The organism is Streptomyces sp. NPDC101776, assembly GCF_044766845.1.
Taxonomy (GTDB): domain Bacteria; phylum Actinomycetota; class Actinomycetes; order Streptomycetales; family Streptomycetaceae; genus Streptomyces.
The window spans coordinates 242644-255768 of record NZ_JBIWMV010000013.1 but is presented as its reverse complement, the minus strand read 5'-3'; the positions used below and the strand labels follow the sequence as shown (position 1 = coordinate 255768).

Annotated in this window: 13 protein-coding genes; 8 read left to right on the top strand and 5 right to left on the bottom strand. The window is 70.7% G+C overall.

Annotated elements, in window-relative coordinates; genetic code table 11:
- Positions 1-33: 33 nt before the first annotated feature.
- From ACIRRY_RS33425 to ACIRRY_RS33405, 5 genes are all read right to left on the bottom strand, one after another.
- Entirely contained in the window at positions 34-897 is an 864-nt protein-coding gene (locus ACIRRY_RS33425; RefSeq protein WP_403980143.1) for a phosphatidylinositol-specific phospholipase C/glycerophosphodiester phosphodiesterase family protein, read from the bottom strand.
- Positions 898-1070: 173 nt separating this feature from the next.
- Positions 1071-2153, bottom strand: a complete 1083-nt coding sequence (locus ACIRRY_RS33420) for an acyl-CoA dehydrogenase family protein (protein WP_403980141.1) — start codon at positions 2151-2153, stop codon at positions 1071-1073.
- Positions 2150-3343, bottom strand: a complete 1194-nt coding sequence (locus ACIRRY_RS33415; RefSeq protein WP_403980138.1) for an acyl-CoA dehydrogenase family protein — start codon at positions 3341-3343, stop codon at positions 2150-2152. The genes ACIRRY_RS33420 and ACIRRY_RS33415 overlap by 4 nt, the downstream gene beginning before the upstream one ends.
- Positions 3340-4317, bottom strand: a complete 978-nt coding sequence (locus tag ACIRRY_RS33410; protein ID WP_403980136.1) for an NADPH:quinone oxidoreductase family protein — start codon at positions 4315-4317, stop codon at positions 3340-3342. Before ACIRRY_RS33410 ends, ACIRRY_RS33415 begins: the two co-directional genes overlap by 4 nt.
- Before the next feature lie 196 nt (positions 4318-4513).
- Positions 4514-5104: a helix-turn-helix domain-containing protein gene (locus ACIRRY_RS33405; RefSeq protein WP_403980134.1), complete on the bottom strand. Its 591-nt coding sequence runs from the start codon at positions 5102-5104 to the stop codon at positions 4514-4516.
- 78 nt (positions 5105-5182) lie between these two features.
- Here ACIRRY_RS33405 and ACIRRY_RS33400 point away from each other — a divergent pair, with 78 nt between their 5' ends.
- The 8 genes from ACIRRY_RS33400 to ACIRRY_RS33365 all read left to right on the top strand — a co-directional run bounded on the left by ACIRRY_RS33400 (position 5183) and on the right by ACIRRY_RS33365 (position 13036).
- Entirely contained in the window at positions 5183-6130 is a 948-nt protein-coding gene (locus ACIRRY_RS33400) for an NAD(P)/FAD-dependent oxidoreductase (protein ID WP_403980132.1), read from the top strand.
- A gap of 63 nt (positions 6131-6193) precedes the next feature.
- Entirely contained in the window at positions 6194-7732 is a 1539-nt protein-coding gene (locus ACIRRY_RS33395; RefSeq protein ID WP_403980130.1) for an ATP-dependent DNA ligase, read from the top strand.
- The gene (locus tag ACIRRY_RS33390) at positions 7729-8199 is read left to right on the top strand and encodes an NUDIX domain-containing protein (RefSeq protein WP_403980127.1); all 471 of its coding nucleotides are present in this window, start codon (positions 7729-7731) and stop codon (positions 8197-8199) included. Before ACIRRY_RS33395 ends, ACIRRY_RS33390 begins: the two co-directional genes overlap by 4 nt.
- 107 nt (positions 8200-8306) lie before the next feature.
- Positions 8307-9692, top strand: coding sequence for an NADP-dependent succinic semialdehyde dehydrogenase (locus tag ACIRRY_RS33385; RefSeq protein ID WP_403980124.1), 1386 nt, complete (start codon positions 8307-8309; stop codon positions 9690-9692).
- Positions 9693-9717: 25 nt separating this feature from the next.
- Positions 9718-9954: a DUF6213 family protein gene (locus ACIRRY_RS33380; RefSeq protein ID WP_403980121.1), complete on the top strand. Its 237-nt coding sequence runs from the start codon at positions 9718-9720 to the stop codon at positions 9952-9954.
- Positions 9955-10220: 266 nt separating this feature from the next.
- The gene (locus ACIRRY_RS33375; RefSeq protein WP_318014896.1) at positions 10221-11285 is read left to right on the top strand and encodes a type III polyketide synthase; all 1065 of its coding nucleotides are present in this window, start codon (positions 10221-10223) and stop codon (positions 11283-11285) included.
- Between the two features lie 7 nt (positions 11286-11292).
- On the top strand, positions 11293-12507 hold the full coding sequence (locus ACIRRY_RS33370) for a cytochrome P450 (RefSeq protein WP_403980118.1): 1215 nt from the start codon (positions 11293-11295) through the stop codon (positions 12505-12507).
- A 7-nt stretch (positions 12508-12514) separates the two neighbouring features.
- Positions 12515-13036 carry a cupin domain-containing protein gene (locus ACIRRY_RS33365; protein WP_403980115.1) on the top strand — a complete coding sequence of 174 codons (522 nt, stop codon included), beginning with the start codon at positions 12515-12517 and terminating at the stop codon, positions 13034-13036.
- Positions 13037-13125 lie beyond the last annotated feature (89 nt).

Below are 13125 nucleotides of genomic sequence, written 5' to 3'. Positions count from 1 at the left end.
GTGTCACGACATGTGCCGTCACCCCATGTGGTGTCACACCGTGCGGCGGGCGTCCAGGAACGCTTCCAGACCGGCGAGGTCGTCGGTGTTGAGGAAGTCCACACCGGCGGCGAACAGTTCGCCCCACAGCGCGTCACGGCCCGGGCCCGCCACGTCCGGGGTGTTCCAGAACCGTACGGTCTGCCCGGCCGAGTGCGCCTGCCGCACGATGCCGCGCAGCTTCTGCCGTTCGGCGTCGGGGAAGACGCCGTCGCCGAGCCAGGTGAAGTTGGTCTGCCAGTTGTCGCTGATGAGCGAGACGAAGGAGGCGGGCGCCGCGCTGCCGAGGTCGGTGAGGCGGCCGTCGTAGAAGGCGCGTCGTACGGTCTGTGCCTCCATCGGTGTACGGGCCGCGCGGTCGCCGGAGATGACGTTGGTGACGGCGCCCTGGTGGACGCGTCCCTTGGCGTACGTCGTGAACAGGTGCTTGTAGCGCAGGAGATGGCGGTCGAGTTCGAGGTAGGTCGAGGAGCCCTCGGTCTTGATGTCGATCAGGAGCTGGAGCGGCTGGCGCCAACCCCGGTACACCGAGCCGTGGTTGGCCTTCACGAGGGCGGCGAGCGGGTCGAGGTAGAGGGATTCGAGCGTGCGGCTCGGGTCGAGTTCGGTCGCGTCGTGACCGATGAGGAGCTGGTCGCCGACGAGGAAGATGTCGGCCTCGACGCTGCCGAAGCGGTGGTCGAGGGCGTCGAAGAGCGGGCGGGGGTGTTCGTAGTCGTTGTGGGCGTGGGCGCGCCACAACGGCCGCGGCCGGCGCCCTTGTTCGCCGGCGAACGCGCTGCCCGCGGGCGGGGCGAGGACGGCCGCGAAGGTGGCGCCGAACGCGGTGAGGGCTCTGCGGCGGGTGATGAGGGCCATGGTGTTCCTCCCTGTGGGGCGGGGTCGGACCACAGGGAGTATGAGGCTGTAGGGATGCCAACGAACCTGTACCTGACAGGAGTTGGCCGGACTGCCCTCGCTTGTTCACTCCTTCGGCGGCGGCGCACGGAAAAGCCCGCCCCAGGTGGGACGGGCTTCTCGCGGGCTTCACCTCATGATGGTCGGGGCGCTCGCAGGTCGACGAGTTCGGCCAGCGCCTCACGGTGGGCGCCCGCCGTGCCGTAGGCGATCGAGTCGGCCTTGGCCCGCTTCAGGTAGAGGTGGGCGGGGTGCTCCCACGTCATGCCGATGCCGCCGTGCAACTGCACGGCCTCCTCGGCCGCGTGGACGGCGACGGCCGCCGCGTAGGCCTGCGCGACGGCGACCGCCACGTCGGCGTCGTCACCGGTCGTGAGGGCGTCGGCCGCGCCCCGCGCACCGGCCCGCAGACTGACGACCTCCAGCCACAGCTGTGCCAACCGGTGCTTCAGCGCCTGGAACCCGCCGACGGGCCGGTTGAACTGCTTGCGCTCCTTCAGATACCGGACCGTCTCCGTCAACGTCCAGTCGGCGAGCCCGAGTTGCTCGGACGCGAGCAGCCCGGCCCCGGCCCGCAGCGCACGCCGTACGGCGGGTTCGGCATCCCCGATCCGGCGGCCCGCAGCGCCGTCGAACACCACGCGCGCCAACGGCCGCGTCAGGTCCAGGGACACCTGCGGTGCGACGGTCACGGCGCCGGAGTCGACGGCGTACAGCCCACCGTCCGCACCCGGCACGAGCAACACATCGGCGGCGGCAGCGTCGGCGATCCCGGTCAACTCCCCGTACAGGGAACCGTTCTCGTGCCGTACGGCCTTGTGGGCGGCGCCCGGAGCGACGCTCAGGGAGACGGCGAGGACGCCGATCCTGCGGCCGGAGGCCAGTTCGGCGAGGAGGTCGTCCGCGTCGCACGCGAGGAGTGCCTCGGTGGCGACGACCGCGCTCGTGAGGTACGGGACGGGCGCGACCGCGCGGCCCAACTCCTCCAGCACGACGGCGACTTCGCGGTGCGTGGCACCCTGACCGCCCTTCTCCTCGGGCACCAGGAGGCCGGCCAGGCCCATGCCGTCGGCGAGGGACTTCCACAGCGACAGGTCGTGCGGGGCGTCCGACTCGGTGCGGGTGATGACACCCGCGGCGTCGCAGTGGTCGGTGAGCAGGTCCCGGACGGCGGCGCGCAGCGCCTCTTCCTCCTCCGAGTAGAGAAGATCTGTCATCGGGCGAGGTCCTTCCAGGCGACGTCCTTGTCGGTGCGCGGCTCGGCCGGCAGGCCCAGGACGCGTTCGGCGACGATGTTCAGCAGGACCTCGCTGGTCCCGCCCTCGATGCTGTTGCCCTTGGAGCGGAGGTAGCGGTAGCCGGCGTCGCGGCCGGTGAAGTCCACGAGTTCCGGGCGGCGCATGGTCCAGTCGTCGTACAACAGGCCTTCCTCGCCCCGGAGTTCGACCTCCAGGCCGCTGATCTCCTGGTTGAGGCGGGCGAACGAGAGCTTCATGCCGGCGCCTTCGTGACCGGGCTGGCCCGCCACGAGCTGCTGGCGCAGCCGCTCGCCGGAGAGCCGCGCGACCTCGGCCTCCACCCAGAGCTTGAGGAGGCGCTGATGGAGGTCGTGGGTGCGCAACTCCGGGCGCTCGCGCCAGGTTTCGCTGATCGGGCCGATCATGCCGCCCTCCCGCGGGGTGCGCATGCCGCCGATGGAGACGCGCTCGTTCATCAGCGTGGTCTGCGCGACCCGCCAGCCGTCGCCGACCTCACCGAGGCGATGGGCGTCGGGGATCCGGACGTCGGTGAGGAAGACCTCGTTGAACTCGGCCTCGCCGGTGATCTGGCGCAGCGGCCTGACCTCGACGCCGGGGTCGGTCATGTCGCAGATGAAGTAGGTGATGCCCGCGTGCTTGGGCACGTCCGGGTCGGTGCGCGCGATGAGGATGGCCCAGCGGGCGAGATGGGCGCTGGAGGTCCACACCTTCTGCCCGTTGACGACCCAGTGGTCGCCCTCACGGACGGCCCGGGTACCGAGCGCGGCCAGGTCGGACCCGGCGCCGGGCTCGCTGAAGAGCTGGCACCAGACCTCCTCGCCGACCCAGAGGGGCCGCAGGAACTGCTGTTTCTGCTCCTCCGTGCCGTACTTGAGGATCGTCGGGGCGGCCATGCCGAGGCCGATGCCGATGCGGCGCGGGTCGTTGTCGGGGGCGCCCGCCGTCGCCAACTCGGCGTCCACGACGGCCTGGAGGGCGCGCGGGGCGCCGAGTCCGCCGAGGCCTTCGGGGTAGTGGACCCAGGCCAGACCGGCGTCGAAGCGGGCCTTGAGGAAGGTCGTCCTGTCGGTCTCCAGGGGTGGGTGAGTCGCCAGCAACTCCTGTGCGCGGCGGCGCAGTTCAGCTGCGTCCAGGGTCTCTTCACTCATGCGGCGGCTCCGTTCTCCAGCGACGGCAGGATGACGACCCGGCCGGTCGTGACACCGTCGGCGACCCTCTGCACGGCGGCTGCCGCACCGCTCAGCGGCACGCGCTCGCTCACCAGGGGCTTGATGACACCCCGGGCGGCCAGGTCGGTGAGCTGCTCGTGGCAGTGGAGGATCAGCTTCGGGTTCTTGGTGGCGTACAGGCCCCAATGCAGGCCCAGGACCGAGTAGTTCTTCACCAGGGCGTGGTTGAGCGACGGGCTCGGGATCGTGCCGCTGGCGAAGCCCACGACCACGATCCGGCCCTCGAAGGCGACGACCTTCGTGGACTGCGTGTAGGCGTCGCCGCCGACCGGGTCGTAGATCACGTCGGCACCGCGCCCGCCGGTGGCCGCCTTGACGGCCGCGACGACGTCCTCGGTACGTCGGTCGATCACCACGTCGCAGCCCAACTCCCGTGCCACGACGGTCTTTTCGGCACCCCCGACGACACCGATCACGGTGGCGCCGGCGGCCTTGCCGAGTTGCACGGCCGCGCTGCCGACCCCGCCGGCGGCGGCGTGCACGAGGAGCGTCTCGCCGGCTTCCAGGTGGGCGCGCCGGTGGAGGCCGAACCAGCCCGTCTGGTACCCGATGTGGAGTGCGGCCGTCTCCGCGTCGTCCAGCGACTCGGGCGCGGGCAGCAGTCCGGCGGCGTCCGCGACGGCGTACTCGGCGAAACCGCCGTACGGCAGTGCGGGGTTGGCGATCACGCGGCGGCCGTCCTCGGTCTCGCCGCAGATCTCCACGCCGGGGGTGAACGGGAGTGGGGGCCTGACCTGGTAGTGGCCGCGGCACATCAGGACGTCCGGGAAGTTGATGTTCGCGGCGCGCACCTTGAGCAGGACCTGGCCGTCGCCCGGCGTGGGCCGTTCCACCTCCGCCAGGCGCATCGCCTCCCTCGGCTCGCCGTTCTCGTGCACTTGCCATGCCTGCATGCGGGGCCTCCACGGGACTGCTCTGTCTGACCGGGGTCGATCGCATACTAAGCGGTCGCTTGCCGATCAGGGAACCGTCGCGTTCGTCACGGTCCGGGGGTGCGTGTCGTTCTTTGAGCGCGGGCCGGTGGGGGCTGGGCGCGCCCACGCGGCGGAGTCGCATATCGATACGCCCCGCGCCCCTTTCGGGGCGCCCTCACTGAGGCTTCTTGGGACGTGCCCGTACATGCATGCGCTCGCCCTGTGGGCCGAACAGGCTCAGGAATTCCACCGGGCCCTCGCCCGTCGAGCCGAACCAGTGCGGTACCCGGGTGTCGAACTCGGCCGCCTCGCCGGGGCCCAGGATCACGTCGTGTTCGCCGAGCAGGAGGCGCAGTCGGCCGGCCATGACGTACAGCCACTCGTAGCCCTCGTGGGTCCGTAGGTCGGGTTCGATCTTTCGCTGGGGTTCGAGGACCTTGTACGCCTGGAGGCCGCCTGGCTGGCGGGTCAGGGGCCAGTGGGTGCGGCCGCCCCGGACGATCGGCTCGGACCGTACCCGGGGATCCCGGACCGTCGGCGCCCCCACCAGTTCGTCCAACGGCACCTGATGGGCCCGTGCGATCGGCAGGAGGAGTTCCAGGCTGGGCTTGCGCAGCCCGGACTCCAGGCGGGACAGGGTGCTCACCGAGATGCCCGTCGTCTCCGAGAGGCCGGCGAGAGTCGCGCCCCGCTCCTTCCGGATGCGCCGCAGTCGGGGGCCGACCTCTGCCAGGACCTCGTCCATGTCGTCCGTGTCGTCGCTCATGACCGATATTGCAGTTTCGGCAAACACGTTTGTCAATACGGCGGTGATGGGGCGACCTTCGAGGTGGAGGTGGTCACCATGACCGGTACATACGAAGTGGTCGTCATCGGCGGTGGCGCGGCCGGGCTCTCCGCCGCGCTGGTCCTGGGCCGGTCCCGGCGCCGCACGCTGGTCGTCGACGCGGGTGAGCCGCGCAACGCGCCCGCCGCGCACATGCAGGGCTTTCTGTCCCGGGACGGCATGTCACCCGCCGAGTTCCTGGCCCTGGGCCGCGCGGAGATCGCGCGCTACGGCGTCGACCTGGTCCGGGACCGGGCGGTGGACGTCACGCGGGGCGCGGACTTCGCCGTGGCGCTGGCGGGCGGGGAGACCGTGCACGCGCGGCGGCTCGTGATCGCGACCGGTCTCAAGGACGAGCTGCCGGCCGTCCCGGGAGTCGCCGAGCGCTTCGGGCGAGACGTGATCCACTGCCCGTACTGCCACGGCTGGGAGGTCCGTGACCAGGCCTTCGGTGTGCTCGCGACGACGCCGCTGAGCGTGCACCAGGCGCTGATGGTCTCGCAGTGGTCCAAGGACGTGACCCTGTTCCTGCACACGCTCGCCGAGTCCGAGCTGACGGACGACGACCTGCGCAGGCTGGCCGCCGCGGGGGTCGCCGTGGTGCCCGGGGAGGTCGCGGAACTGGTCGTCGCCGACGGCCGGCTCACCGGCGTCCGTCTCACTGGGGGTACCCCCTCTGGGGGAGGCACCGCGCACCCCCGCGAGGCCCTGTTCGTGGCACCCCGCCCGATCCCGCAGACCGGCCTTCTGGAGAAACTGGGCGCCGAATTCCAGGAGACCCCGTTCGGCACGTACCCCGTGGTCGACCCGACGGGTCTGACGAGCGTTCCGGGAGTGTGGGCGGTCGGCAACGCGATGGGCTTCGGGGAGCAGGTCGTGAACGCGGCCTCCGCCGGATACCGGGCGGGTGCCACGATCAACGGCGAACTGCTCATGACCGACCTCGACGCCGGCATCCGGATGTAGACGCCGACATCCAGGTGTGGCCGTCCGGGTGTAGACCGCCCGCCTCCGTTGCACGATGGCTGCATGCTGCTGACCCGGCTCGCGCAGGTGTCCCAGGAGGTCGCCGCCACCTCGGCGCGGTCCCGGAAGATCGCTCTGCTCGCGGAGCTCTTCCGGGACGCGGAGGCGGACGACGTCCCGATCGTCATCCCGTATCTGGCGGGCCGCCTCCCCCAGGGGCGGCTCGGCATCGGCTGGAAGGTGCTGAGCCGGCCGGCCCCACCGGCCCCGGAACCCACCCTGACCGTACGCGAGGTGGACGCCCGGCTCACCGCGCTCGGCAAGGTCTCGGGCGCCGGTTCGCAGGCCGAACGGGCCCGTCTGGTCGGCGAGTTGATGGGCGCGGCCACCGCCGACGAGCAGCGCCTCCTGTTCGGCCTGATCACGGGCGAGGTCCGGCAGGGCGCGCTGGACGCGGTCGCGGTGGAGGGGCTCGCGGAAGCGACCGGGGCGCCCTCGACGGACGTACGGCGGGCGGTCATGCTGGCCGGTTCGCTCCAGACGGTGGCGGAAGCCCTGCTCGCCGAGGGCCCGGCCTCCCTCGACCGCTTCCGGCTGACCGTGGGCCGCCCGGTCCTGCCGATGCTCGCGCACAGCGCCGGTTCCGTCGCCGAGGCGGTCGAGAAACTGGGTGCCTGCGCGGTCGAGGAGAAGCTCGACGGCATCCGCGTCCAGGTCCACCGCGACGGCGCGACCGTACGGCTCTACACCCGCACCCTCGACGACATCACCGACCGACTGCCCGAACTCACCGCCGCAGCACTGGAGTTGAGAGGTGAGCGGTTCATCCTGGACGGGGAGGTCATCTCCTTCGACGAGGCCGGGCGACCGCGCTCCTTCCAGGAGACGGCCGGCCGGGTCGGCTCCCGGGTGGACGTGGCCACGGCCGCCGAAACAGTCCCGGTCTCCCCCGTGTTCTTCGACGCGCTCTCCGTCGACGGCCGCGACCTCCTCGACCTGCCGTTCGCCGAACGGCACGCGGAACTGGCCCAGTTGGTGCCCGAACCGATGCGGGTCCGGCGCGTGCTCGTGTCCGGTCCCGAGGATGTCCCCTCCGCGGAGGCGTTCCTCGCCGAGACCTTGGAGCGCGGCCACGAAGGAGTCGTGGTCAAGGGCCTCGACGCGCCCTACAGCGCGGGCCGCCGGGGCGCCTCCTGGCTGAAGGTGAAGCCCGTCCACACCCTCGACCTGGTCGTCCTGGCCGCGGAATGGGGCCACGGCCGCCGCACCGGCAAGCTCTCCAACCTCCACCTCGGCGCCCGCAACCCGGACGGCTCCTTCTCGATGCTCGGCAAGACCTTCAAGGGAATGACAGACGCCGTGCTGGCCTGGCAGACCGAACGTCTCCAGGAGCTGGCCGTGCAGAGCGACGGCCACGTGGTGACCGTACGGCCCGAACTCGTCGTGGAGATCGCGTACGACGGACTGCAGAAGTCCACGCGGTACCCGGCCGGTGTCACACTCCGTTTCGCGCGGGTCGTGCGCTATCGCGAGGACAAACGGGCGGAGGAGGCGGACACGGTGGAGACGTTGCTGGCCGCGCATCCGGAGGTGAGGCCATGAGCGGGACGGGGAAGCGGAGCGCTGGGCTGCTGTTGTTCCGGCACACCGATCACGGTCTGGAGGTGTTGCTCGGGCATATGGGCGGCCCGTTCTTCGCGCGCCGGGACGCGGGGGCGTGGAGTGTGCCCAAGGGTGAGTACGAGCCCGACGAGCCGGCCTGGGACGCGGCCCGGCGAGAGTTCCAGGAGGAGCTGGGACTCGCCCCGCCGGAGGGCGAGGCGATCGCGCTCGGCGAGGTGCGGCAGAGCAACGGGAAGGTCGTCACCGCGTGGGCGATCGAGGCGGACCTGGATCCGGCGGCCATGGTTCCCGGCACCTTCCGGATGGAGTGGCCGCCGAAGTCCGGGCAGGTCCAGGAGTTCCCGGAGCTGGACCGGGTGGAGTGGCTGGGCCTCGAACGGGCGCGGGCCGTGATCGTCCCGGCGCAGGCCATGTTTCTCGACCGCTTGGCGGAGCACTCGGACTGAGCGACCGCGTACACGTACGCGCACTCGGCCCGGCCGACCTCGTACGCGTTGCGGTCCCCCGCGCCGCGCGGGAAGGTCGAAGCACAGCCCGCTCCAGGAGGTCAGCCATGCCCATCGCGACGGTCAACCCGGCCAACGGCGAGACGCTCAAGACGTACGAGGCCATGGGTGACGAGGAGATCGAGCGCCGGCTCCAGCTCGCGGAGGCCACGTTCCGCACCTACCGGACGTCCGCCTTCGCCGAGCGCGCGCGGCTCATGCACCGGGCCGCCGATCTGCTCGACGAGGACCAGCGGGACATCGGCCGGATCATGACCACCGAGATGGGCAAGCCGGTCAAGCAGGCCCGCGCGGAGGCCGCGAAGTGCGCGAAGTCGATGCGCTGGTACGCCGACCGTGCCGAGGGGCTCCTCGCCGACGAGGAGCCCGACGCGACGGACGTCGAGGACTCCGGTGGCGCACGGGCCCTGGTGCGGTACCGGCCCATCGGTCCGGTGCTCGCGGTGATGCCGTGGAACTTCCCGCTCTGGCAGGTGATCCGCTTCGCCGCGCCCGCGCTGATGGCGGGCAACGTCGGCCTGCTCAAGCACGCGTCGAACGTCCCGCAGACCGCTCTCTACCTGGAGGACCTGTTCCACCGCGCGGGCTTCCCCGAGGGGTGCTTCCAGACCCTCCTGGTCGGCTCCGGCGCGATCGAGGAGATCCTGCGCGACGAGCGCGTCAAGGCGGCCACCCTCACCGGCAGCGAGCCGGCCGGGCGGGCGGTCGCGTCCGTCGCCGGGGACATGGTCAAGAAGACGGTGCTGGAGCTGGGCGGCAGCGACCCGTACGTCGTCATGCCGTCGGCCGACATCGACCGGGCCGCGCGGATCGCGGTGACCGCGCGGGTGCAGAACAACGGGCAGTCGTGCATCGCCGCGAAGCGGTTCATCGTGCACACGGACGTCTTCGACGCGTTCGCCGAACGGTTCGTGGCGGGCATGAAGGCCCTCACGGTGGGTGATCCGCTGGAGGAGGAGACCGAGGTCGGACCGCTCGCGAGCGAGGCGGGCCGTAGCGATCTGGAGGAACTCGTCGACGACGCGGTGGAGAGCGGCGCGACCGTGCTGTGCGGGGGTGAGCGGCCCGACGGGGACGGCTGGTACTACCCGCCGACCGTCCTCGCCGACCTCACCCGCGAGATGCGCATCCACCGCGAGGAGGCGTTCGGCCCCGTCGCCACGCTGTACCGGGTCGCCGACCTCGACGAGGCCGTCCTCCTCGCCAACGACACGCCGTTCGGGCTGAGTTCCAACGTGTGGACGCGGGACGAGGCGGAGGTCGAGCGGTTCGTACGGGACCTGGAGGCCGGTGGGGTGTTCTTCAACGGGATGACCGCGTCGCATCCGGCGTTCCCGTTCGGCGGGGTGAAGCGGTCCGGGTACGGGCGGGAGCTGTCGGGGCACGGAATCCGGGAGTTCTGCAACATCACCACGGTATGGCACGGAGCGTGAGCGTTCCGCGGCTACGATCCCCTGTGTGAACCGCGAAGTGACTCTGCCTCTGATCGTCGACGACCGCGGGACCTTGCAGGTGGCTGCCGCCGATGTGAGCAAGCTTTTGCGTACCGTGGGTGGGCGGTGGCTGCACCTTGTCGAGGCCGGGGAACAGGGACTGGACGAGGACACGGTGGCCGCTTTGACCATTGAGCTGGCGAAGCTTGCCGACCGGATTGACGTTGCGTGCATTGCGCACAGCAGTGGGGGCGGCTCGTAGTTCGCTGAGTGGCGGGCCGGTGGGGGCTTGTCGCGCAGTTCCCCGCGCCCCTTAGGGGTGGCGCCTAGTCTTGGTCGAGAAGTCGCCCTGCCTCCAGCTTTCACAGGATTCACTGATCCGGTCTTTATTGGCGTGTCCCTGAATTGGAGTAGTCCACCGCGAGATCGTCGTCCTCCCGGGTGATCGTGGGTGCACCACCCTCTGAGGTGAACCACCTTCTGACCGGCGGGCGAAGGCCTTCCGGAAGGCGAAAGCAGGGACGGTTCATGGCGACTTTGTGCAAACCCTCGGTGTCGGTTCCCGAGCACGTGATCACGATGGAGGAGACGCTGGAGCTGGCGCGCTCCCGTCACGCGGACCACCCCAACCTGCCGCTGGCCCTCCGGCTGATCGAGAACACCGGTGTGCGTACCCGGCACATCGTGCAGCCCATCGAGGAGACCCTGAAGCACCCGGGGTTCGAGGACCGCAACAGGATCTACACGGCCGAGGCGAAGGCCCGGGTCCCGTCGGTCGTCCAGCGGGCGCTCGACGAGGCGGAGCTCCTCACCACCGACATCGACGTGATCATCTACGTCTCGTGCACGGGCTTCATGATGCCCTCGCTCACGGCCTGGCTGATCAACGAGATGGCCTTCGAGTCCACCACCCGCCAGATCCCGATCGCCCAGCTCGGCTGCGCGGCCGGCGGAGCGGCGATCAACCGGGCGCACGACTTCTGCACGGCGTACCCGGACGCCAACGCGCTCATCGTCGCCTGCGAGTTCTGCTCGCTGTGCTACCAGCCGACCGACCTCGGCATCGGCTCCCTGCTCTCCAACGGGCTGTTCGGCGACGGCATCGCCGCGGCCGTGGTGCGCGGGCGGGGCGGCACGGGCATCCAGCTCGAACGGAACGGCTCGTACCTGATCCCCAAGACCGAAGAGTGGATCATGTACGACGTCCGGGCCACCGGGTTCCACTTCCTGCTGGACAAGCGGGTGCCGGCCACCATGGAGCCGCTCGCCCCGGCGCTCCAGGACCTCGCGGGACTGCACGGCTGGGACGCGGCCGATCTGGACTTCTACATAGTCCACGCGGGCGGGCCCCGAATACTCGACGACCTGAGCAAGTTCCTCCAGGTCGACCCGCACGCGTTCCGGTTCAGCCGGGCCACCCTCACCGAGTACGGCAACATCGCCAGCGCCGTCGTGCTGGACGCGCTGCGCCGGCTCTTCGACGAAGGCGGCGCCGAACACCGGGCGCGCGGACTGCTCGCCGGGTTCGGACCCGGCATCACCGCCGAGATGGCCCTGGGCCGCTGGCACAACGACGACCGAGAGACGGCTTGAGCAGCGCATGACTGAAGAGACGCTCACCGAGACCCTGCCCCCGGTCCGGCCCTGGCCGGCCCTCGACCTGACCGGGGTGGACTTCGACCCGGTCCTCGCCAAGCTGATGCGGGAGGGTCCGGTCAACCGGATCAAACTGCCCAACGGCGAGGGCTGGGCGTGGCTGGTCACCCGGCACGACGACGTGCGGATGGTCACCAACGATCCCCGGTTCAGCCGCGAGGCCGTGATGGACCAGCCGGTGACCCGACTCGCCCCGCACTTCATCCCGGCCCGCGGCGCGGTCGGCTTCCTCGACCCGCCGGACCACACCCGGCTGCGGCGCTCGGTCGCCCCGGCGTTCACGGCGCGCGGGGTGGAGCGGGTGCGGGAGCAATCCCGGCTGCTGCTCGACGAGTTGGTCGACGAGCTGCTCCGGGACGGACCGCCGGCCGATCTCACCGAGACCGTGCTGAGTCCGTTCCCGATCGCGGTGATCTGCGAGCTGATGGGTGTACCGGCCGCCGACCGGCACGGCATGCACACCTGGACCCAGCTCATCCTGTCCTCCTCGCACGGCGCCAAGGTCAGCGAGCAGGCGAAGGAGGAGATGGGCGCCTACTTCGGCGATCTCATCGGTCTGCGGGAGGGCGGCGACGGTGAGGACGTCGCCTCGCTGCTCGGTGCCGCCGTGGGCCGGGAGGAGATCACGCTGGAGGAGGCGGTCGGGCTCGCGGTGCTGCTGCAGATCGGCGGCGAGGCGGTCACCAACAACAGCGGGCAGATGTTCTACCTGCTGCTGACCCGCCCGGATCTCGTCGAACGGCTGCGCTCGGAGCAGGAGTTGAGGCCCCAGGCCATCGACGAGCTGCTGCGCTACATCCCGCACCGCAACGCGGTCGGGCTGTCCCGGATCGCCATGGAGGACGTGGAGATCCGCGGGGTACGGATGCGGGCGGGCGACCCGGTGTACGTGTCGTACCTGGCCGCCAACCGCGACCCGGACGTCTTCCCCGACCCCGAGAAGATCGATTTCTCGCGCAGCCCGAACCCGCATGTGTCCTTCGGTTTCGGCCCGCACTTCTGTCCCGGCAACATGCTGGCCAGGCTGGAGTCCGAGCTCCTGGTGGACGCCCTGCTGGACCGGCTGCCGGGGCTGCGGCTCGCGGTCCCGGCCGATGAAGTGCCGTTCAAGAAGGGCGCGTTGATCCGCGGGCCCGAGGCACTGCCCGTGACGTGGTGAGGCGCCGATGACGGCGACGGAGGGGTTGTTGGTACCGCCCGGTCATGGCCGGGTCGTACAGACACCCGCGCAGCACGTGACGTTCAAGGTGACCGGGTCGCACTCACGGACCGCGTCCACCTTCGAGGTCGTGGTGCCGCCGGGGTTCGACGTCGGCGCCCATGTGCACACCCGCAGCGAGGAGTTGTTCTACGTGCTCGAAGGCGAGCTGGACGTGCTCGCCTTCGAGCCGCGGATCCGGACGCCGGACAACTGGCAGCGGTGGGAGGCGAGTTCGGGCAGCCGGGTGGTGCGGGCGACGCCGGGGACGGTGATCGTCGTGCCGCCCGGGTGTCCGCACGCGTTCGCGAACCCCACGGAGACGCCGGCGAAGATGTTTTTCCAGGCGTCTCCGCCGCCCGATCATGAGCGGTATTTCGAGGAGTTGTTGGAGATTCTCGGGGGTGGGGGGCCGCCGGACCATGCGGCTATCGAGGAGCTGCGTGCACGATATGACATCGAGCAGCTGACCCCTTTGAAACACCGGTAGTTGTTCGTCTACCTGCCGGTGGGCGCTGGTCGCGCAGTTCCCCGCGCCCCTAAGAACCGCCTGCGTTTTAGGGGCGCGGGGCTGTGTCG

Excerpts from the sequence above, each read along its gene's own strand:
- ACIRRY_RS33425 (WP_403980143.1), bottom strand. The coding sequence starts at position 897 with ATGGCCCTCATCACCCGCCGCAGAGCCCTCACCGCGTTCGGCGCCACC.
- ACIRRY_RS33420 (WP_403980141.1), bottom strand. The coding sequence starts at position 2,153 with ATGACAGATCTTCTCTACTCGGAGGAGGAAGAGGCGCTGCGCGCCGCC.
- ACIRRY_RS33415 (WP_403980138.1), bottom strand. The coding sequence starts at position 3,343 with ATGAGTGAAGAGACCCTGGACGCAGCTGAACTGCGCCGCCGCGCACAG.
- ACIRRY_RS33410 (WP_403980136.1), bottom strand. The coding sequence starts at position 4,317 with ATGCAGGCATGGCAAGTGCACGAGAACGGCGAGCCGAGGGAGGCGATG.
- ACIRRY_RS33405 (WP_403980134.1), bottom strand. The coding sequence starts at position 5,104 with ATGAGCGACGACACGGACGACATGGACGAGGTCCTGGCAGAGGTCGGC.
- ACIRRY_RS33400 (WP_403980132.1), top strand. The coding sequence starts at position 5,183 with ATGACCGGTACATACGAAGTGGTCGTCATCGGCGGTGGCGCGGCCGGG.
- ACIRRY_RS33395 (WP_403980130.1), top strand. The coding sequence starts at position 6,194 with ATGCTGCTGACCCGGCTCGCGCAGGTGTCCCAGGAGGTCGCCGCCACC.
- ACIRRY_RS33390 (WP_403980127.1), top strand. The coding sequence starts at position 7,729 with ATGAGCGGGACGGGGAAGCGGAGCGCTGGGCTGCTGTTGTTCCGGCAC.
- ACIRRY_RS33385 (WP_403980124.1), top strand. The coding sequence starts at position 8,307 with ATGCCCATCGCGACGGTCAACCCGGCCAACGGCGAGACGCTCAAGACG.
- ACIRRY_RS33375 (WP_318014896.1), top strand. The coding sequence starts at position 10,221 with ATGGCGACTTTGTGCAAACCCTCGGTGTCGGTTCCCGAGCACGTGATC.
- ACIRRY_RS33370 (WP_403980118.1), top strand. The coding sequence starts at position 11,293 with ATGACTGAAGAGACGCTCACCGAGACCCTGCCCCCGGTCCGGCCCTGG.
- ACIRRY_RS33365 (WP_403980115.1), top strand. The coding sequence starts at position 12,515 with ATGACGGCGACGGAGGGGTTGTTGGTACCGCCCGGTCATGGCCGGGTC.